Here is a 21,063-nt window from a genome sequence, read left to right as displayed (position 1 = left end):
CTTGAGAGGAGGAGCCCGATGAGCTATCGATCGGAGCGGTGGTTTGAATGGTTCAACGCGGTCGCGCTAATTCTCATCGCATTGTCGATGCTGGCCCCGCTGGTACACTTGCTCGCGCTCTCCTTGAGCTCGATCGAGCACGTGAACGCGCGGACGGTCGGCTTCTGGCCGAAGGACCTGCAAACGCAGGTATACGGGGAAATTTTCGGCATGGACCGGCTTTGGCGTTCCATGGGCATCAGCATCTATATTACGGTCGCGGGCACCGCGTTGTGTCTCTTGTTAAGCACGAGCTTGGCGTTCGCCTTATCGCGCGCGTACATGCCGGGGCGCGCTTGGATTATGAAAGGCATCATCGCGACGTTCGTCTTCTCCATTCCGATGATTCCGTCGTATCTCGTCGTGAAAGAGCTCTCGATGGAAAATACGTTATGGTCGCTGATCGTCCCCGGCGCGCTCGGAGCGTTCTACGTCGTCATCTTAAAGACGTTCTTTCAGGGCATCTCCTCCGAGCTGTTCGATGCGGCGAAGATCGACGGGAGCCACGAAATCAGCGTGTATTTCCGCCTCGTGCTGCCGCTCTCGAAGCCGGTGCTGGCGACGATGGCGTTATTCCATGCGGTCGGCCAATGGAATTCGTACTTCGGCGCTCTGATTTTCCTACGCGACCGCACGCTGTATCCGCTGCAGCTCGTGCTGCGCGAGCTCGTCGTCGAGGAGCAGGCGAACGTGCTCGTATACGACAACCCTGCGCTCGCGGCGACGACGCCGGAGATGATGAAGGCGGGCGTCATTCTGTTCGCGACGCTGCCGATCGTGATGGTGTATCCTTTCTTGCAAAAGCACTTTGTTAAAGGGGCTATGTTAGGGTCACTCAAGGAATAGAGGAGGGTACAGGGGATGGAAAAACGTTCAGCGGGGGAGCCGCTCGACTGCGCGCAAATCGCATGGGATCGAGTGCATGAAGGGGAGGGCGCATCCCGCATGTACCGCGTCTTGCTCAAGTGGGTGCGGTTCGCGAGCGGGGAATACCGGGCGTGGCCCGAGCGGGCGCGGTGCGGCCACTTCTTCGGCGGCGCTTACTGGTACGGGCTCGAGACGGCGGGCACGGCGCTCGTCTTCGCGGTCGCCGCGAAGCTCGGCCGGTTCGACCCGGATTTGGCCGGCATGCGCCGCGAGGAAGCGGCGGACATGGCGATTTCCGCCATTCGGTACCTCGGCTTTACGCACGATACCGGTCCGGAGGAATGCGTCCGAGTGCAAAGCGCGAACCCGGCCTGCAGCGGGACGAAATGGGGCGGGCGCCGCGATCCTTATTTTCAAGCGACGCAGGCGGGCGTCGCGCTGAACCAGTTCGGCCTTGCGGCATGGCTGCTCTGGAGCGAGCTGGACGAGGAGACGCGTTCGCTCGTCCGCGCCGTCGTCTGCTCATATGCGGACCGCTGGAGCACCGTTGCGCCGCGTCCCGGCGTCTACGTCGATACGCAATGCGAGGAGAACGCCTGGACGGCGCTCGGCATCGCGACGGCGGCGTATATGTTCCCGGAAGACGAACGCGCGGCCGGATGGAGGGAGGGAGTGAAGGCATGGGCGCTAGGGGCGGTCAATACGTTCCGAGATCGCATCGCGCTCGGAAGCTCCGCGCCGGTTACCTTCCACCCGGATTGGACGGCGGAAAATCATGCCTTCGTTCATCCGACCTATATGGCGGCGGGCATCAATTTGCGGTCGTCGACGGCGCTGCTTGCGATGATGCGCGGCGAACCGGCGCCGGAGGAGGTCGTCCGGCATAACGTCGACCTTTACGAGCATACATTGCTGCCTTGGGCGCATACCGACGGGATGTCGATTCCGGTCCAAGGCCAAAGCTGGTGGTACAATCGTCAGCACGAAGCGCTCCATACGCATTGCGCCATGGCCGCGCTCCACGGTCACGAAGCCGCCGGGAAGCTGGCGTTGGAGTCGCTTGACGCGATCGAGCGGCTCCAGGACAGCAACGCCCGAGGCTGCTTATTGGAGGAGAACGGCGAAGCGCTGTGGATCGTCAAGAAAGATTTTCAAACCGCGAAAGATATGGAGCACAACGCCGTCGTCTCTTTCGTGAAGGCGTACCTGCTCAGCGCGTTCGGCGGCGTCGAGCTTGACGCGTCCACGGCATGGACGCCATGGCGCGGCGTCCGCGAGTACCCTCATGGCGGAATCATCGTCCACAAGACGGAGCGCGCGTTTTCAAGCTTTAGCTGGCGCAACAACGTCATGGCGCTCACGGTCCCCGAACGGGGCTTATGGGACGTGACGCCGCTCTTCGCCAGTTATACCGGCACGTTCGTCGTCTCGGACGCCGCGCCGAACGGCGCGGAACCCGCCCCCGGCACGTTCCTTCGCGACGAGCAAGTCGTCGAAGCCGAGCGTTGCCGCGTGACCGGGTATGCGAACGGCTTCGGCGCGGTCGCCGGCCTTCGGCGTTCGGGCGGCCGGCTGCTGCAAGAGGTCGCGTTCGTCTCGCTGCCGGACGGGCGGAGCTTGTATGCCGAGCGGGTCGAGGCGACTCGCTCGTGTTTCCTCGCCGAGCATCTGACCGGCTTGATCGGCGTTCGGAACGAACGGTACGCCGCGATGCCGGAGCGGGCGAGAGGCGAGAAAGTCGTGACGACCGCCGCCGAGTCGGTGCGATTCGAAGGGTATTACGGCCGCGACCCCGACCGCACGCATCGGTTCGGCGCGACGCCGTGGGTCAATCTGGACGGCCGGATCGGCTATGTGCTGTTCGGCACGGAGGACGTGACGTACGTAAATCGCCATGAATACGCGAAGTGGAAGGGCATCGAAGATTTGCTCGCGCTGAACGATCGGTCGCCCCGCCGCTTCGACGCCGGCGAGCGCTTAGCGCCGTTCATTGCACTGACGCTGCCGAACGCGGACGTCGAAGAGACGAAGCGGCAAGCGGACGCGTCGCGGCTGTGGGCGACGTCCGGCGACGATGCGATTTTGGTCGAAACCGGAACGGAGCTCGTCTACGTCAACTTCGCCGGGACGTCCGTGCTGGCGGAAGGGACGACGACCGTCGCGGACCGGCGTTTTCCGATTTACGAAGGCGCTTGCGAATGGGATGCTGCGTCCGGCGCGCTGCGCTGGCGCGGGGCGCTGCCGATGCGGCAGAGCGGCTTCCTGCCGCGACTCGGCGAGGTCGAGGTGTCGGAAACGGCGTTGTCCGGAACGATCGACATCGTTGCCGCGGCCGGCAGTCTCGTCGTCCGTCGCCGCGGGCCGGCGGTCGCCGTGACGATACGGCTAGGCTCCGGGCGCGAAGCCGCAGCGCTGCTTGCCGACGGCGAAAGCATCGTACTGCATGGGGCAGTTGACGTAACGCGAACGGAGGCGACGGCATGAGAATGGCGAAGGTGGGCGTGCTGCTCCCGAGGCACGCGGCGGAACGGCGTTGGCGGCTTGGCGTGAACGTCTTCGAACGGTACATTACGGAGGTGCTGGACCAAGCGGGCATCCCCTTCAGGCTGTTGGAGGATTCGGGCGATTTGTCCGCGGGCGCTTGCGATATCGTCGTCGCGTTGCTTGCGGACGAGACGGCGGAAGACGCGGACCGGCTGTGGTCTTACATCGAGACGGGCGGAACGGCGATCGCGTTCGCGGGGCTCGCGTCGTTCCGACGCCGTCTCGGCTGCGTGCGGGGCGCGGCGGTCGGCCCGGGGTACGCGGTCGCCGGACATCCGGCGGCAGGGGAAGAACCGTTGCGGTTCCTTAAGGCGGATCCTTGGACGCCGGACGCGTCGGGCGCGTACGAGGCGGAATCCGCGGGCGTGATTCGCCAAGCGTCGCCTCATGGCGCGGCGGCCGGCCCGGCTTGCCTGACGTTCCGCATCGGCGAGGGCGTCCTTCACCGCTGGGCGGTCGATATTCCCGGCGCAATCGTCGGTCTTCAACAAGGCACGGCGCCCGTGCTGACGGACGGGTGGCCCGCGCCGGACGGCACGGCCCCTTACGACGACGGGCTGCTCAAGGCCGAGGACCAATGCGAGCTGCATTGGGACTACGACCGCGATACGACGGAAACCGGCAACCCATATTTTCCGTTCCCTTACGCGGATGCATGGCGGGAGCTCGTGGCCGGGCAGCTGCTTTCCGCTGCGCTCGCGAAAGGGCTGACGCTGCCTTTCGTCGGCGCGTGGCCGGACGGCGTCGATGCCGTCGGGCTCGTCTCCCACGACAGCGACCTGAACGTGCCGGAGTCGGCGTGGACGACGCTCGATCTGTTGGCAGAGACAGACATTCGCTCTTGCTGGTGCATGATCGAGCCCGGCTTCGGCCCGGACGTCTACGAACGCGTCGTTCGGGACGGCCACGAGCTGGCGTTCCACTATAATGCCTTGGCGAAGGACGGAGGCGAATGGTCGCAAGCCGCGTTCGACCGGCAGCTGGCTGCCTTCCGAGCGACGATCGGCGACGAGCGAATCGTCTCCAATAAAAATCATTACACGCGCTTCGAGGGCTGGGGCGAGCTGTGGCAATGGTGCGAAGCGCAGGGCATCGAGCTCGATCAGACGCGCGGTCCGAGCAAACGCGGGAACGTCGGCATGCCGTTCGGCACGTGCCGCCCGTATTTCCCGATCGCTTGGCATGACGAACGGAACCGATACTACGACGTGCTGCAGCTCGGGTTTTTGACGCAGGACCTGGACATCGGCACGTGGGCGGATCGGAGCATCGTCGCCCCGCTGCTCGAGCGCGTCCGCCGCGTCGAGGGGGTCGCGCATTTCTTGTTCCACCAGTACCATCTTCATTATCGCCCGGAGGCGAGGGACGCGCTGCGTTACGTCGTCGCCGAGGCGAAACGGCGCGGGTTCGCGTTCTGGACGTCGCGGGAGATCAACGACTGGGAACGGGAGCGCCGGTCCATTCGCATCGACGGGGTGGACCCGGACGGCAAGCCGCGCGTTCGCGCGCGCGCCGTCTCGAAGCCGGCTGTCGCGTGGGTGCCGATCGCGGAGCCCGAACCGGGGGAAGCGCTTGAAATCAAATACGGCGTTCCTTGCCGGAAGGCGTTGATCGCTGCCGCGCCGCAAGATTAACGTGTACAACCCTAGCATACCGACAGCCGCCGCGCGACATCCGCAGGCGGCTGTTCGTTATCCCGGGGAACGTCGGCGATATTCCCGGGGCGACATGCCAGTGCGTTTCCGAAACATTTTATTAAAGAAGCTGATGTCGTTAAACCCGGTGTCGTGGGCGATGTCGAGCACCTTGCGATCCGTCGTCTCCAGCAGCCGGCACGCCTCCCGAATTTGAATGCTCTGCTTGTATTCGATCAAGCTTTGGCCGTGCGCCGCCCGGAACTTGGCGGTGAAGGAGGAGACGCTCATGCCGCCGCTGCGGCTGATTTCCTCCAAGCTGATCGGCTGGCTGTAATGCCGTTCGACGAACTTCGCGATCGTATCGATATAATCGTCGGCGCTCTCCCGCGGCACCGCCGGCTGCCGCCGTTCCCGATGGAAGCGGCTGAGCAGGACGAGGCATTCGAGCAGCCGCGTCTTGACGATGAGCGGGTAGCCGTCCAAGCGATCGCGAAACTCGCGGTGCAGCGCGTTCAAGTTTTGCTCGAGGAGCGCGCGCTGCGGCTCCTTCAGCGGTGTATATGCGACGAAGGCGGCGTTCTGACGCAGGAACGGCGCTAGGAAGAAGAAGTCGACGAAGGCGGGCAGCTGCTGGAGGGACGCGATTTCGTTCCGCAGCAAGCTGATATCGAAGAGGACGTTGTACACGACCGCTTCCTCCGCATACGCGCCTTCGTAGCTGTGGTACACGCTCGGCTCCAGCACGAAGACGTCGCCGGCGCCGAGCCGGTATTCGCGGCCGTCCATGATATGCTTCGCGGAGCCGCTCGCCACGTAGACGAGCTCGACGAAATCATGGGTATGCGACGGAACGACCTCTCCTTTGCGGATCGTATACCGGTCGATATAAAACGGAAAATCCATGGTCGCAAAATACAGGTCGCCTTTGTAAATGGTCATCGCTTTGGCGGATCCTCCATGTTTTTATTCATATCCTCCAAGAAGCGCGCGGCGCTTGGCGGTAAGATAATCTTATCTTACTTGATAAAGGAGAAGATGCAACCGATGACTCCATTCCAATCGACGAAAGCGGTAGCCGCGACGGATGAGCAAGTGAAATATTATCGGGAAAACGGTTTCGTTCAAATCGACGACCTCCTCAGCTCGGAGGAGCTGGAGGAGCTGCGCGAATATTTAGACGAGGCGATGGGAGCGGCGCCGGCGAACGGCTTGCAAACGTCGCAAGCGGGCGGCGCCTATTTCAACGTACTCAACCAGCGGGTCAATACGTGGCGCGACCACGGCGGCATGGCGAAATTCGTATTGTCGGAGCGGTTCGCCGGCCTGGCGAAGCAGCTGACCGGCGCGTCCGGCATTCGGCTGTTCCACGACCATGCGCTGTTCAAGATGCCGCACGACTCGAAGCCGACGCCGTGGCATCAGGATCACGGCTATTGGCCGATGGAGCCGTCCGGGGCGCTCTCGATCTGGATCGCGCTCGACGACGTCGACGAGAACAACGGCTGCATGATGTTCGTGCCGAAATCCCAACGCATCCGAAATTTGAAGAACGTCGACTTCGTCGAGCCCCACGATTTGTTCGAGGAAGCGGACGGCGCCGCCGACCGCAACACGGCCGTCATCTGCCGCATGAAGGCGGGCAGCTGCACGTTCCATGACGGCTTTACGTTCCACTACGCGCATGCGAACCGGACCGACCGCCCGAGAAGGGCGCTGGCGATTATCTACATGCCGGACGGCACCGTCAGCAACGGGAAGAAGCATCCGGTCCTGCCGGAGACGCTTGCGCCGGGCGTAAAGCTGGCCGGCGCGCTCTTTCCGAGGCTGGCGTGACCGGCGAAGGCGCGGCTATGGTTTGGAACGCGGCGTCATGGATTTGGGGTCCCGAGGAGCGGCAGCCCGTCAATGAGCGGATCCGGTTCCGCAGAACGTTCGAATGGGACGGCGGCGAACCGGACCTCGCGGAGCTGAAAATATCTGCCGACTCCCGGTACCGGTTGTGGGTGAACGGGGAGGAGATCGGGACCGGGCCGATCCGCTCGACCCCGGGCCATTGGTATTTCGATACGTACGACATTCGGCCGCAGCTTCGCCGCGGCCGCAATGCGATCGCGGTCGAGGTGTGGCATTACGGTCATTCGAATTACCAATATATCGAGGGCGAGGCGGGGCTCATCGCCGAGCTGGCTTGGACCGACCGGACGAGCGCCGGGACGATCGGCACGGACGCGGCATGGTTGTGGAAGCGCGCGGCCGCGTACGAACGGAATACGGTTAAGCGCAACGTCAACCTCGGTTGGATGGAAATATACGACGCCGCCGCGGAGGAAGACGGCGACTGGACGACCGCCGCGTTCGACGACGCGGCCTGGTCGGTTTCCGCCGTCGTCGCCGCGGCGGACGCGGGACCATGGGGGGAACTGCGCAGGCGGCCGATCGAGACGCTCGCGGAAGCCGTGCTTCGTCCGGTTCACGTCACCGCGATCCGCGAAGTCGTACCGACGTGTAAGGTCGTCTCCGTCAACATGCGGGAGAACTTCTTTCCGGGCGAGCGGGATGCGAATTCCCGGGTATTCAGCGGCTTTCTGGCTTCGATGCTGCGTACCGTCGCGCCGGTCACGCGGGGCACGATCTCGTTCGCACACACGCCTTGGAACGGCGTGCAGGGGCGCTTTCGTATCGGCGAGTCGTGGTATGCGGCCGGCGACGACATCGATTTGCCGCCTGGAGACCACTTGTTCCTCATGGAAATCGGCGCCGTTCACAACGACGTCATTACCCATATCGAGCTGCGGTTGACGCCCGAACCGACGTTCGTTCACCCGTTCTCCCCGGAAGAGGCGGCCTCGTTCGTGACGTTCGGTCCCTTCCAAGCGATGCAGCCGAAGGCCGACGGGCATACGTTGATCTTCGGCGGCGTCGAGAAGCGGACGGGCCTCGACCCCGACTTGCCGCAGCTCGCGGCCGTCCGCGGCTGCGACACGGCGGAAGCGCTGTCGGCGTTCCGCGGCTGGGGCAAGGACGTCCCGCCGGAAGCCGTCATGGTCGATCACATGATCTATTCGCTCATGCTGCGGAAGGAGACGCTTCGGCGCCTGCCGGTCACCCCGGCGGCGGAACGGCTGCTGCATGGGGCCGCCGCGACGCTCCCCGCGCCGTCGGAAGGCGGCGACATCGAGCTGATCCTCGACTTCGGCAAAGTGTACGTCGGCGTCCTGGAGCTGGAGCTGTCGGCGCCGGAGGGGACGGTCATAGACGCCTATGGATTCGAGTATATTCGTCCGGACGAAACGATCTACTACACGTCAGGCTGCAACAACGCGTTCCGGTACCGCGCCCGTTCCGGTCGGCAGCGGTACCGCGCCTGGTCGCGCATGGGGCTGCGCTACCTGATGCTGACGGTCCGGCAGCCGTCCGGGCCGGTCGCGCTGCACGGCGTTCAGCTTCGCCAGACGAGCTACCCGGTCACGCAGAACGCGTTCCGCTGCTCGGACCCGCTGCTGAACGATATTTTCGAAATTTCGCGGCACACGGCGCACATGTGCATGGAGGACACGTTCGTCGACTGTCCGACGTACGAGCAGGTGTTTTGGGTCGGCGATTGCCGTATCAGCGCGCTCGTCAGCTATCGCGCCTTCGGCGCGTACGAGCTGGCGCGTCATTGCTTGACGATGGTGCCGCGCGGACGCGGCCAGAGCCCGCTTCTTCCCGCCTTGCTGCCCACGGATTGGCAGGCGGCCATTCCGATGTGGACGTTCAGCTGGCTGATCGCCTGCAAGGAATACGTCGATTACAGCGGCGACACCGACTTCCTTCTGGAGATTTGGCCGCACATCGCGCAGACGCTCGAGACGTATCGAAGCTTTCTGAACAACCGGGGGCTGCTTGATACCGCGTCGTGGAACTTGCTCGATTGGGCGCCGCTCCAGCTGCCTTCCGCCGGCGTCGTCACCGCCCAGCAGGCGCTGCTCGCCTATTGCCACCGCCTCGCCGCGGAGCTGGCGGAGGCGCTCGGCGCGCGGGAGGAGGCGATCGAACTGACCGCGTGGCACGAGAGACTGAGGCGGGCGCTGCGCGACGAGCTATACGATGCACAAGCGAAGGAATACGTCGACGGCGTGTTCCGCGACGGCCGGGTTTCTCCCACGCGCAGCATTCAGACGCATCTTCTGCTTTACCTGACCGGTTGTTTGTCCGAACGGGAGGACGCCTCCCTCATCGCTTCGCTGCTGAATCCGCCGGCGCATTGGGAGCGAATCGGCACGCCGTTCTTCTCCTTCTACTTGTTCGAGGCGCTCGAGCGGCTCGGTCGGCCGGATCTCATCTTGCAGCGTATTCGCGAGGACTGGGGCCGCATGCTCCGCCACGGCGCGACGACGACGTGGGAGACGTTCGGCGAGCCGCGCAGCCAGGCGCACGCTTGGTCCGCCGGACCGGCGTACATGCTTCCGCATCTGCTCCTCGGCATCGAGCGGACGGCGCCCGGCTTCGCCGGCATTCGCATCGCGCCGCCGGAGACGGAGCTCGCCTGGGCGCGAGGCTTCGTGCCGACGCCATACGGCCGGATCGACTGCGCTTGGTCCCGCGAAGGGGAGCGCGCAACGATGCGGGTCGAGGTGCCGGCCGGCATCGAGGTGTCGCCCGAAGGATTGGATCGGCCCGATTGGGATATTGAAATCGTAAGGCTATAACGCCGACCGGGTCCCGATGGACTCGGCACAAGGGGGTTCTCATGGACAAGGAAGAAATTTGTACCCATGGGGGAGAAGACTACGACCGATTTCTCGGCTCCGTCGTTCCGCCCCTGTTCCAAACGACCGTCTTCACGCGGAAAACCGTAAATCATGGGTATACGTACACCCGTGTCGCGAATCCGACGATCGAGATCGCGGAACGCAAGCTGGCCGCGCTCGAGGAGGGCGAAGCGGCGCTGTGCTTCTCGTCCGGCATGGCGGCGATCAGCGCCGTCTTGATCAGCTTGCTCGAGCAAGGGAGCCACGTCATTTGTCCCTTGAACGTCTACGGGCCTACTTTGACGTTCCTACAGCAATACATGGGACGCTTCGGCGTATCGACGACGACGGTGAACGGCGCCGACTTGACGGAAATCGAGGCGGCCATACGGCCCGAGACGAAGGTGATCTACCTCGAGAGCCCGCTGTCCAACACGTTCGAGCTGCAAGATTTGCAGGCCGTGGCGGCGCTGGCGCGCGCTCGCGGCATTACGACCGTCGTCGACAATACGTGGGCTACGCCGCTGTTCCAAAACCCGATCGCGCTCGGTATCGACCTTGTCGTGCACTCCGCGTCGAAATATTTGGGCGGGCACGGCGACATTCTCGGCGGCGTCGTCGTCGGCGACCGGGAGCGAATGGAGCGGTTGGCCCGCGAGGAGCGCGGGTTGCTCGGCGCGGTCATGGATCCGCATCAGGCTTGGCTGCTCATCCGCGGACTGCGAACGCTTCCCGTGCGGATGCGGCAGCACCAAGAGAGCGGGCGGCAGATCGCGGCGTTCCTCGAAGCGCACCCGCTCGTCGAACGCGTGCTGTACCCGGGCTTGCCGTCGCACCCGCAATACGAGCTTGGTCTCAAGCAGATGCGCGGCACGACCGGCGTTCTCAGCTTCGCGCTGCGCGGCGGACCGGAACGCGTGATGCCGATGGTGAAGAAGCTCCGCCTGTTCGAGGAAGGGCCGAGCTGGGGCGGCTTCGAGAGTTTGATCAATACGCCGGGGCTTTGGGTCGACGACGAAACGTCGGCGCGGCGGGGCATCCCTAGAAGCCTTGTTCGAATCTCGATCGGACTGGAGCGCGCCGAAGCGCTGATGGACGATCTCGACCAGGCGCTGCGGGGAGCCCATTCGTAATGATGGAGTCGTACTTGGTTCGCAAAGGCGCCCCCGGCGCGGCGCCGTCCGCTGAGGCATTCGACGCTGCGAATCCGATCCGAGTCGAGCACTACTTGTGGGAGAAGGAGGGAGCCGGCTACCGACCGGAGGTCGACGTCCGGCTCTATTACAACGCGGAGAAGCTGTTTCTCCGGTTTCGAACGTACGAAGCCAATCCGCTGGCAAGATATACCCGCGAGAACGACCCGGTGTACGAGGACAGCTGCGTGGAATGCTTCTTGCAGCCGCTGCCGCTCGAAGACGACCGGTATTTGAACTTCGAATGGAATGCCCACGGCGCGATGCTCCTAGGTTTAGGCGAGGGACGAAAGCGGGAACGGTTGACGGGGCTTACGAAGCAGCTGGGCATCGCGGCACGTCTCGGTCTTCGCGACCCCGAAGACCCCGGGCGCACCTATTGGGAGCTCGCGTGCGGCATTCCGTTCGCCTTGATTCGAACGTATTTCCCCGCCTTCCGGCCGGTTGCCGGCGCGGAGCTGCGCGGAAATTTCTACAAATGCGGAGACGCGACGGACGTTCCCCACTATGGGGCATGGCGCCCCGTCCGCTCCGAGGCCCCGGATTTCCATCGCGCGGAGGATTTCGGAACGATTCGTCTCGAATAGCCGGATTACGCCTGCCCCGTCCGGGCTTCGCGCATTCCTTTTCCAAGCAAAGGCGCCTCCTAGCAATAGTTAAACTGATTAACTTTACATCACATTAATGTTTAACGATAAAAGTTGCAATGGGAAGAAAGGTATATACGGCCGCATCGCAGAGCCAGTATGATAGTACCTAGTAACTCTATTGCGAACAGGAGCGGGAAGCGGCATGAGAAACGCGCACGACATCGGCTTTACCATCTTAATGACGGTTTTCACGAAGCGGGGCAGGGGCAAGCAGCATGTGGCGATGACCGCTCCTGATCCGGGAAAGATCGTGCCGTTCGACCTTTCGGAATATGGCGGGAAAAACAGATTGGGCCAACTGCTGGACGGCGATCACCGGTAAACGGCATGGAGCGGGCGGGGGAGAACATCGGGCTTTTAACGACGGGGCAAGTATCAAAGCTCACGGGAATTACGGTGCGGACGTTGCGATATTACGATCAGATCGGACTGCTGCGCGCCCCGCGCAACGAAGCTTCGCAGGCTAGACGGTACGGGAAGGACGACCTGGTCGAGCTGCAGAAAATTCAAACGTTGAAGTACATCGGGCTGTCGCTCGAAGAAATAAGGAAGCTGCTGGCCGAAGATCAACAGGCGGGACGCGGCCTCTCCTATTCCTTGAACGCTCAGAGGGAAGCGATCGTGGATCGGTCCGCTCACCTCCATTCCGTGCGCCGCGCGATCGACGAAACGCTCGCCAGGCTGGAGCTGAACGGCGGGCATATCGACTGGGAAGCGGCCGTCACTCTCATCCGGTCGGTCGAACGGGAAAGCGACGGGTTCCGCCAGTACCGCAACGCCGAGAGATTAAGGCGACGTATGGAATTATACGATCGATGCAGCGTGAACCCGCAAAGCTGGCACGATTGGTTTTACGAGCAGCTGGGGAACCGATCCGGTCTAACCGTTCTGGAGCTCGGGTGCGGAGACGGCAAGCTGTGGAGGGAGCGGCGTCAGCGTATTCCGGCGACTTGGCGGATTACGGTAACCGATCTGTCTCCAGGCATGGTGGAAGAAGCTCGGAAGGGAATGGAGGCAGACCGTCGTTTCGCCTTCCTTCCGGCCGATATCCAGTCGATCCCGTTCCACGACGAACAATTCGACATCGTCATCGCGAACCATATGCTGTACCATGTCCCGAATCTGCCGCTCGCGTTGACCGAGGTGCGGCGGACGCTGAAGCCGGACGGCGTCTTCTATTGTTCCACGATGGGTTTGCGACACTTGGAGGAGATCGAGACGCTTGCGCGATCGTTCGATCCCGCGATCCGCGTATTGGATCCTGTTATCCAGCGATTCCCCCTCGACGGCGGGCACGAGCTCTTGTCCCGCTTCTTCCCGTCGGTACGGCGCGTGCGTTACGACGACGAATTGCTCGTCACCTCGCCCGAACCGCTGCTAAACTACATCACTTCTACGGGGACGTACGCGGAGCACAAACTTTCCGGAGCGGCTTACCGCCGATTCGCGCGCATGCTGACAGATAGGCTTGCACGGGAAGGGGCGATTCGAATCCGAAAAGAGCTCGGCTACTTTGCAGCGAAAAAAACGCTTGTAGGTGACGTAACGTAACCCTCTATACTCGAACTTGCAAGCATCGATAGGAGGGGAACGCAGTGAGTGCAATTGCTGACGGAAAGAAGGCGGCGCCGGGTGCGCTGCATATTTTAATCGCGGGACCGTATCGTTCGGGAACGAACGACGACCCGCTGCTGATCGAGCGCAATCTCCAATTCATGAATCGGATCGCCTTAGATGTGTACGAGAGGGGACATTTGCCGGTATTAGGGGAATGGTACGCGCTGCCTTTAGTCGCGCAGGCCGGCTCCGAGCGAATCGGCGACGCCGTCTTCGACCGTATCTTTCACCCGAGCTCGATCCGATTGTTGGACCATTGCGACGCCGTCCTTCGGGTCGGCGGAGCGTCGCTCGGCGCCGACGAAATGGTCAGAGTCGCGATGGAAAAAGGGAAAGCGATTTACGAAGATATTGCGCAATTGCCCACGCTCTAGAGGTGTGGGTAGGGTTCATCGACAGCGATCGCCGCTTCGGAGGCGACGCTGTTTTTTTGTTGAATAAGAACGTCCGCCACGAAGTGCCCTGCAACGGGAATGAAGTTTGGTGAAATTTGTAGAATTATGTTGACAAAATGTGGTTTGGTGAAGAATAATTATTCGAAGACCACATAATGCCACATTTCATTTGTGGAGAACAATGAGTCCATACTTGGGGAGAGGATCAAAATGAAGTTACTGCGGTGGTCTGTACAAAAGAAGCTGCTTGCAAGCTTCGCGTTCATTTTGCTCTTAATGTGCATTCTCGGTTCTTCCGCGATTAACAGAATGAATGCCATGAAGGAGGATACCGAAACGATCGCCGGGGTATGGATGCCGGGAGTCGAAGCGGCGAATCGTATGGCCTACTTAATGGAACATGTCGTCACGCTGACGTTCCGCCATATTCACGCGGAGGACGAAAGCCAACAGGATTATATGTTGAATGAAATCCAAACGACCTATACGGCGATCGACGAGCTTTTCGCCTCGTACGGCGCTATGGTCGATCATCCGGAGGAACGAGAAAGCTTCGATAAATTAAAGCAATATTGGTCGGTCTTTAAGAACGAAAACCAAACCATTTTGGAAAATAGCGCCAAGGACGCCGATTACAATACGCTTGCAAGAAAGACGCTGATCGAAAAGCTGCAACAATTCATTACCCTCCAATCTTTCGTGGACCAGCTTGTCCTTTACAATCACGACGGCGCTATCCAATCCGAGAAAGACGCGGCTGACGCGTTCCAAACGGCGCTGCGCGTCACGATTCTCATTATCGTCGGTTCCATCGTGCTGGTCGGCCTGCTCGCGTTCGTCGTAACGCGATTGCTCTCGATCCCGTTGAAGAGGGTAACGACGGCGATTACCCGCGTCGCGAAAGGGGATTTGTCCGTCGAGCCGGTCGTCGTCTCCAATAAAGACGAAATCGGCGACCTTGCGGTCGCGACGAACGAGATGGTACGGCAATTGCGGGAGCTCGTAAGCCATGTCGCCAGAACCGCGCACCAAGTCGCCGCCTCGTCGGCGGAGCTGTCCTCGAATGCCGATACGACGGCTTCTATGGTTACGAAGGCGGTCGGAGTTGTGCAGAACATGGCGGAAAGCGCTCTCACGCAGCACCGCGGTGCGGAGGACAGCTCTCGAGCCATGGAGGAAATGAGCTACGGAATTCAACGTATCGCGGGGGCGACGACGGATGCGGCCGACGCCTCCAGCCGAACCGAGCTCATGGTACGGCAGGGAGACGTCCTCGTGCAGGATGCCGTCGTGCACATGAACGCGATCCATACCGCCGTCACCCATCTGGCGAACGAAATTCGGAGAATGGAAGCGTGCTCGGAAGAAATTCAACAGTTCATCGGGGTCATCTCGGGCATTGCCCAACAGACCAACTTGTTGTCCCTGAACGCCGCGATCGAAGCGGCGAGGGCCGGGGAACACGGACTTGGATTTTCGGTCGTCGCGGCAGAGGTGAAGAAGCTGTCGGCGCAGTCGGAGACCGCGGCCATGCAGGTTTCCGAACTCGTGAAGGAAATCCAAGGCATTACGCTCGCCGCGGCCGGAGCGATGGAGAACGGCGTGCTGCAAGTGCAGACCGGCATGAGCTCCGTCCAAGAAACCGGGCGCACGTTCGCCGAAATCGCGCAAGCCGTTAACAATGTGGACGAACAAATTCAGGAAATTTCGGCCATCGCCGAGCAACTGTCCGCAGGGTCGGAAGAAGTGGCGGCGACGGCGATTTCGACCGCGGAGCTCGCCCAGCACACCTCATCCTTGGCCCAAACGTTGGCGAGCGGAACCGACGAGCAGCGCGCCGCGATCGAGGGAGTGTCCGCCTCGGCGCTCACTTTAACGCAGGCGGCCAAGGAATTAGAGGAGCGGATTCAACGATTCCGCTTGTGATCCGTAAGAAAAAACAGCGATCGCCTCGCAGGGCGCATCGCTGTTTTTGTTAGATTTCAATGTTTGCCGCGATGCTGTCTTCCCGGCCGTACTCGCGGATGAGCGCCGCTACCGCTTGGTGATGCGGATTCGGACCGTATGCCTCCAGCGCTTCCTTGTTCTCGAATCGGACCCGCAGCACGAGCTGGTACCCCTTGTTGTTATCCGAGAAATTGATGCCCGCGTTCACTTCGACGGCGCCGGTCAGATGCTGCCGCAGCGCCCGAAAGCGCTCCACGATTTCCTTAAGCTGCGCTTCGCTGGTTTGCTCGCCGAATTTCACGAGAATGATACGATCGATCATCGAAACTCCCCCTCGTTCTTGTTCTTCTAAAACTATAATCTAAAGAACTATAGCACGAAAACGGCGATACAATCCACTGATCGCCCGGACGTTTACGTATCATCATTTCCCGAGCAACCGCAGAAAGGTGCAGAAATCGCCGCGTTACGACACAAAATCACAGGGCCGTCTCCGCCTTGCCGCCCGACGAACGACTTGCCTTACCCGAGAGTTCCCTATACGATAGTAGAGACTATGAACAGAAATCAAATTCATAGGGAGGCTGTTATGGGCAACAGAAAAAAAAGTTCGAAACGTTCGCTGCTTCCTATAATCGCCTTGCTGCCTATGCTCGCCGCGGCGCCCCCCGCGCTCGCCACGGACGGGGGCGTCGCGCTCACTGGCGTGAGCGCCGCGATCGACGGTCGCATCGCGGCCATGGACGATCCGGCTCGCATCGCGGAAGGAAGGTTGTTTCTTCCGGCTGCTCCCTTGGCGAGACAGTTCGACGGCGCCGTCGACTGGGAGCCGCACGAAGAGAAAATGACCATTCGTACCGCGGACGGACGCACGATCGCCATGCGCATCGGCGTACCGGTCGCCACCGTCGACGGCACACGGTACCTTATGGATGCTGCGCCCTTCCTCGCGGACGGCCGGACTTATCTTCCGATCCGCTATTTCGCGGCGTTCCTGAGCGTCGACGTCGAGTGGCGCGCGGACGAGCGCCTCGCTTCGTTTCGGACGCTTGCACCGGGCGAAGACGCGGTGTCGGGCTTCCTTCGGGCGGCGGAACCTTACGCCGAAGAAGAGCTGCAGCTGCTGGCCAAGCTGGTCCAGGTAGAAGCCGGATATGAATCGTACGAAGGGCAGCTGGCGATCGCGAACGTCATCTTAAACCGGGTGAAGGATCCGCGGTTCCCGGCTACGATACGGGACGTCATCTACGCGGGGAAGCAGTTTCCGCCGGCGCACAACGGGCTGCTTGACGCCAGCGAGCCGGGCGAGATCGCGCTTCGCGCCGCCAGAGACGCGTTGGACGGAAAAAACAACGTCGAGGATGCGGTATATTTCTACAACCCCGACGTGACGAGCGGTTCGTTCTGGGACGCGCTCGATGTGGTGGCCTCCTACGAGAACCATAATTTTGCGAAATAAAGTTTTCATCCCGTTAAGTAAGCTGGGTAAGCTCCCGGGCGATCGGAGAAGGCAGCAACGTACATCGCGAAAACGCGGATGCGTTAACGGTCGAGTAAGAAAACATACGACGGCTCGTCCCGACGCGGGGCGGGCCGTTCTTTTTCCAAAAAGAGAAGTGACTATTTAACGTTAATCCATTAAAATATAAGCATAATTAATGAACGACCATTCTCGTCATCTAGAACCAGAAGCCGCTTAGCGCAGTAACGGTCGCAACTTTGTTATACGAGGGTGGTTGAATTGACGGATACCGTCTTTGTTCTGATCGTCGTTTGCTGTTATTTTCTCCCCACGGTCATTCTGACCGCATTAGCCACCGATGTCTACATGCGAAACAAGAGCAGCGCTACAAACCGGATTTTTAGCGCTTTGCTTTTACTGTTCGCCTATCAATATATATGCCAAACCCTCGCGTACCTGCTGCCTCCGGAGGCGGGAATCCTCGTATATCGGTGGGGTACGGTCCCGGTGTCGATCGCGACGTTATTTTTTTCGCTTCTTTTCTATGTCAAAGTAACGAAGGTCGAGCGTAACATGCCTCGCTGGCTCCTGTATGCGTTCGGCTATGTTCCGTTTCTATCCATCTTTGTATTATCCACGTGTACCGATACCATCATTAGCGGCTGGTATATCGACGAACCGTGGCTGCGTATCGCCAAAGGCGGTTTGTACCCTGCATACAACGTCTATATGCTGCTCGTTACGGCGACCGGCAACATCCTGTTATACTTCGGAATGAAACGATCGAATGAGGAACGAGAGAAACAAAAGTTTCGGAAAATGCTGCTTTTGGCGAACATCAGTATGGTCATCGGTTTCCTTACAGCCGCCGAAGCCGGATTGATTTCGCATTTCGATCTCCCCGCGATGCCGGAACTGGGCTTGATCGCCTCCTTATTCTGGGCTTGGTCGTTCCGAATGGAGATGGTAAAACATAATTTCTTTCCATACCAACTCCAGATTTACGAGATGCTGCACCGACGTTCCACCTTCGGCATTATTATCGCCGATCGGAACGGGAAGATCGTCGAGGTGAATCCTGCCGCCAAGCAAGTGTTGGATCTCCTGCAGACCAAGGTTCGGCTCGTTACGGACTTGTACCCCGAACCCGTTCGCGAAGAAAAGCTGGAGCAATACAAAATCGACTTTGCCCGCCGGGAATTAAAGAAGGACCGCGAAATGGAACTCGCCGTCTCGGAGGGGAGAACCTTGTTAGCGGCATGGGACAACGGGTTTCTCGATTTCGACGACCAACAGCTTCAAATTTACATCGCCCGCGATATTACGGAACAAAGAGCCAACGAGAACAAGGTCGCCTTCTTAGCGTACCACGACCCGCTGACCGGACTAGCGAACCGCGCGCAAATGTACGATCGAATCGCTCAAGCGATCGACCGCGCAACCGAGGACCATCGCTTCTTGTTCGCCGTACTGCTCATCGATTTGGACGATTTTAAGCGGGTGAACGATAGTTACGGGCATTATGCCGGAGATCGGCTGCTCGCGCATGTCGCGGAAACGATCCGGAATGCGGTTGGATCGCTGGGGATTTCGGCGCGCCTAGGCGGAGACGAATTCGTTGTACTGCTGACGGGCGTCGCCTCGGAAGGAACGGCGCGGAAGATTGCCGAGCGGTTAGTTTCCGACTTCGAAAACCGACCTCTGCAGCTTCCGACGCAAACCATTCGCATCTCCTCGAGCATCGGAATGAGTTGTTTCCCGCGGGACGGGCGGGACGTCGATACGCTGCTCCAAGCCGCCGACGCGGCGATGTACAAGGCCAAGGGCGGCGGGAAAAACCGAATGTACACGGCGGCAAACCCGTAAGCGGCGCAACATAACAAAAAAACTAATAAAATGTTGAATTCTTGCACTGTAACCGCTCTCGACCTAGGAGGATAATGGAGGTGAATCGATACGAACGATAAATAGCGAGAACTCGTGACGGAGGTGGCCGTATGGCGGGCGGCGGCGAGAAAATCAAATGGGGAATCATCGGTCCGGGTAACATTGCGCAAAAATTCGCGCTTGATTTGGAGTTGTCGACCACGAGCGAAATCGCGGCCGTCGGCTCCCGGTCTTTGGAGCGGGCCGTCGCGTTCGGCGAACAATTCGACGTCCCGAACCAATACGGCAGCTACGAGGAAGTGGCGCGGGACCCCGCGGTAGATATCGTGTACGTGGCGACGCCCCACACGATGCACTACGAGCATACGTTACTATGTTTGCAGGCCGGGAAGCACGTTCTGTGCGAGAAGCCGTTCGCGATCAATGCGCGCGAGTCGGCGCACCTGATCGAGATCGCGCGGCAGCGAGGTTTGTTCTTGATGGAAGCGATGTGGGTGCGCTACCTGCCGGCCATGACGAAGGTCCGGGAGTGGCTGAAGGCCGACCTTATCGGGGAAGCGCGGATCGTCAAGGCGGATTACGGCATCTGCATCGACTGGGATCCGAAGCATCGATTGTTCGACCCCGAGCTCGGCGGAGGGGCTTTATTGGACTTGGGCGTATACCCGATCAGCTTCGCTTCCATGGTGTATGGGGAGCAGCCCGAACAAATTTTCAGCACGGCGCGAATCGGCGAGACAGGGGTGGACGAGCAATTTTCGTTGCTCTTCTCTTACCCCGGAGGCAAATCGGCGGTGATCAATTCCGGTACCCGTCTAAAGACGCCGCACGAGGCGTACATTCTCGGTACGAAGGGGAGCATTCGGATCCCGGTATTCCCGTCGGGACGCAGGGCCGAACTAGTCGTCAATGATAAGATCGTCGATGTATTCGAGGATTCGAGCGAAGGGCGCGGGTCCCGCTACGAGGCGGAGGAAGCGGTCCGCTGTCTCCGTTCGGGGCGGACGGAAAGCGCGGTTATGCCGCTGGACGAGACGCTGGGCGTCATGCGGACTATGGATCGCATACGCCGGGAGTGGGGCGTGACGTATCGCGCCGATCGTTAGCCATGAACTCTCGGGTGAAACCGATGAAGCAGCATGCGTACAGCTAGGCCGAGTAGGAGGCATGAGTCCGGTACTTTTCCGGGCTTATGCCTTTTCTTTTTTGCCTTTGCCGCCTGTGGGCGTTTAACGTATACATTTTGGATGCAGAAAAAGTAAATTTTCCCACGCGCTCCATAGTAGGTGTTCATTCGTTACGAGCGGATCGTCAAATACCAAAGTATATAGTATAAAAATTATTTGATAAAACCTACGTTAACGTATATATTTTATTTATAGGGTATACGTAAGTGGATGGTTTTATTATTAGCGGGAGGGAGGCCACCGGGATGAATCATACATGGCAAGCGAAGTGGATTTGGATCGATGTACCGGAGGGAACGCCCAACGTATATGCCGAAGCGCGGACCGTCTTTCCCGTCGATGCACAGGTTCGTTCGGCCACGTTGCGCATTTCCGCGAACCAAGAATACAAAGTATACATAAATGGCACGGAGATCGGTTTCGGACCGTCGCCGTCCGACATGGCCTGGAAATATTTCGACGCTTACGAAGTAGCGGATCGATTGACGCTCGGGGATAACTGCCTTGCGATCGCGGCTTACAATTTCGGAACGGCGGACATCGTGACGATGCAGCGGCAAGGACCCGGCGGCATGATCGCGCAGCTGGACATACGTACCGACGACGGAGCGTACACGGTCGCAACGGACGGAACGTGGAGATGCCGGCGCTCGCCCAGATGGGTAAAATCCGTCTCTAGGATGCATCTCTGGGGCGGATACAAAGAAATTTATTTAGCGGAACAAGAAGACGGGTGGGAGCGGGCGGAATACGACGAGGTCGGGTGGGAGCGCGCGACCGTCGTCGCGGACGCGCTGCAGGCGGATTCCCCTTGGCCGAGGCTGCTGCCGCGCGAGATTCCGTTCCTTCGGCGGGAGGTCGTTCATCCAAGCGCCATCGTTCGAGTCGAGGAGAACTACGGTACG

Annotated in this window: 16 protein-coding genes and 1 pseudogene; 15 read left to right on the top strand and 2 right to left on the bottom strand. The window is 60.4% G+C overall.

Annotated features, from left to right (window positions below):
* Window positions 1-18 precede the first annotated feature (18 nt).
* The 3 genes from VEZ38_RS15760 to VEZ38_RS15750 are packed head-to-tail and all read left to right on the top strand — an operon-like array spanning window position 19 to window position 5,084.
* Window positions 19-885 (top strand): carbohydrate ABC transporter permease, encoded by an 867-nt coding sequence (locus tag VEZ38_RS15760; RefSeq protein WP_324895073.1) that lies wholly within the window; start codon window positions 19-21, stop codon window positions 883-885.
* A gap of 15 nt (window positions 886-900) precedes the next feature.
* Window positions 901-3,390, top strand: coding sequence for a hypothetical protein (locus tag VEZ38_RS15755; protein WP_324895071.1), 2,490 nt, complete (start codon window positions 901-903; stop codon window positions 3,388-3,390).
* Window positions 3,387-5,084 (top strand): hypothetical protein, encoded by a 1,698-nt coding sequence (locus VEZ38_RS15750; RefSeq protein ID WP_324895069.1) that lies wholly within the window; start codon window positions 3,387-3,389, stop codon window positions 5,082-5,084. Before VEZ38_RS15755 ends, VEZ38_RS15750 begins: the two co-directional genes overlap by 4 nt.
* A gap of 57 nt (window positions 5,085-5,141) precedes the next feature.
* On the opposite strand, the gene VEZ38_RS15745 is transcribed toward VEZ38_RS15750, so the two are convergent.
* Window positions 5,142-6,026, bottom strand: coding sequence for an AraC family transcriptional regulator (locus VEZ38_RS15745; RefSeq protein ID WP_324895067.1), 885 nt, complete (start codon window positions 6,024-6,026; stop codon window positions 5,142-5,144).
* Between the two features lie 105 nt (window positions 6,027-6,131).
* On the opposite strand from VEZ38_RS15745, the gene VEZ38_RS15740 reads away from it, so the two are divergent.
* The 8 genes and pseudogenes from VEZ38_RS15740 to VEZ38_RS15705 all read left to right on the top strand — a co-directional run bounded on the left by VEZ38_RS15740 (window position 6,132) and on the right by VEZ38_RS15705 (window position 15,601).
* Complete coding sequence (locus VEZ38_RS15740) at window positions 6,132-6,920, top strand: phytanoyl-CoA dioxygenase family protein (protein ID WP_324895065.1); 789 nt, start codon at window positions 6,132-6,134, stop codon at window positions 6,918-6,920.
* A gap of 17 nt (window positions 6,921-6,937) precedes the next feature.
* Entirely contained in the window at window positions 6,938-9,778 is a 2,841-nt protein-coding gene (locus VEZ38_RS15735; protein WP_324895063.1) for a family 78 glycoside hydrolase catalytic domain, read from the top strand.
* 41 nt (window positions 9,779-9,819) lie between these two features.
* Window positions 9,820-10,953: an aminotransferase class I/II-fold pyridoxal phosphate-dependent enzyme gene (locus VEZ38_RS15730; protein ID WP_324895061.1), complete on the top strand. Its 1,134-nt coding sequence runs from the start codon at window positions 9,820-9,822 to the stop codon at window positions 10,951-10,953.
* Window positions 10,953-11,600 (top strand): carbohydrate-binding family 9-like protein, encoded by a 648-nt coding sequence (locus VEZ38_RS15725; protein ID WP_324895059.1) that lies wholly within the window; start codon window positions 10,953-10,955, stop codon window positions 11,598-11,600. Before VEZ38_RS15730 ends, VEZ38_RS15725 begins: the two co-directional genes overlap by 1 nt.
* A 226-nt stretch (window positions 11,601-11,826) precedes the next feature.
* Window positions 11,827-11,946: pseudogene (locus VEZ38_RS15720) on the top strand (TIGR00266 family protein); the annotation flags it as partial.
* 44 nt (window positions 11,947-11,990) lie between these two features.
* Window positions 11,991-13,214 (top strand): MerR family transcriptional regulator, encoded by a 1,224-nt coding sequence (locus tag VEZ38_RS15715; RefSeq protein ID WP_324895057.1) that lies wholly within the window; start codon window positions 11,991-11,993, stop codon window positions 13,212-13,214.
* Between the two features lie 44 nt (window positions 13,215-13,258).
* A complete protein-coding gene (locus tag VEZ38_RS15710; protein WP_324895055.1) occupies window positions 13,259-13,654 on the top strand; it encodes a hypothetical protein in 396 nt (131 codons plus the stop codon).
* Between the two features lie 231 nt (window positions 13,655-13,885).
* Window positions 13,886-15,601 carry a methyl-accepting chemotaxis protein gene (locus VEZ38_RS15705; RefSeq protein ID WP_324895053.1) on the top strand — a complete coding sequence of 572 codons (1,716 nt, stop codon included), beginning with the start codon at window positions 13,886-13,888 and terminating at the stop codon, window positions 15,599-15,601.
* Window positions 15,602-15,650: 49 nt separating this feature from the next.
* Here the strand turns inward: VEZ38_RS15705 and VEZ38_RS15700 are convergent, their stop codons facing one another.
* On the bottom strand, window positions 15,651-15,944 hold the full coding sequence (locus VEZ38_RS15700) for a Dabb family protein (RefSeq protein ID WP_324895051.1): 294 nt from the start codon (window positions 15,942-15,944) through the stop codon (window positions 15,651-15,653).
* Between the two features lie 267 nt (window positions 15,945-16,211).
* On the opposite strand from VEZ38_RS15700, the gene VEZ38_RS15695 reads away from it, so the two are divergent.
* From VEZ38_RS15695 to VEZ38_RS15680, 4 genes are all read left to right on the top strand, one after another.
* Window positions 16,212-17,081 (top strand): cell wall hydrolase, encoded by an 870-nt coding sequence (locus VEZ38_RS15695; RefSeq protein WP_324895049.1) that lies wholly within the window; start codon window positions 16,212-16,214, stop codon window positions 17,079-17,081.
* Between the two features lie 273 nt (window positions 17,082-17,354).
* Complete coding sequence (locus tag VEZ38_RS15690) at window positions 17,355-18,950, top strand: diguanylate cyclase domain-containing protein (protein ID WP_324895047.1); 1,596 nt, start codon at window positions 17,355-17,357, stop codon at window positions 18,948-18,950.
* A 131-nt stretch (window positions 18,951-19,081) separates the two neighbouring features.
* Window positions 19,082-20,077, top strand: a complete 996-nt coding sequence (locus tag VEZ38_RS15685) for a Gfo/Idh/MocA family oxidoreductase (RefSeq protein WP_324895046.1) — start codon at window positions 19,082-19,084, stop codon at window positions 20,075-20,077.
* A gap of 326 nt (window positions 20,078-20,403) precedes the next feature.
* On the top strand, window positions 20,404-21,063 hold a 660-nt coding region (locus tag VEZ38_RS15680), incomplete at its 3' end, for an alpha-L-rhamnosidase N-terminal domain-containing protein (protein ID WP_324895044.1).

Source organism: Paenibacillus sp. (genome assembly GCF_035645235.1).
Classification (GTDB): Bacteria; Bacillota; Bacilli; order Paenibacillales; family YIM-B00363; genus Paenibacillus_AE.
Note: the sequence above shows the minus strand (reverse complement) of the source record. Positions and strands in the feature narration are given on the sequence as shown.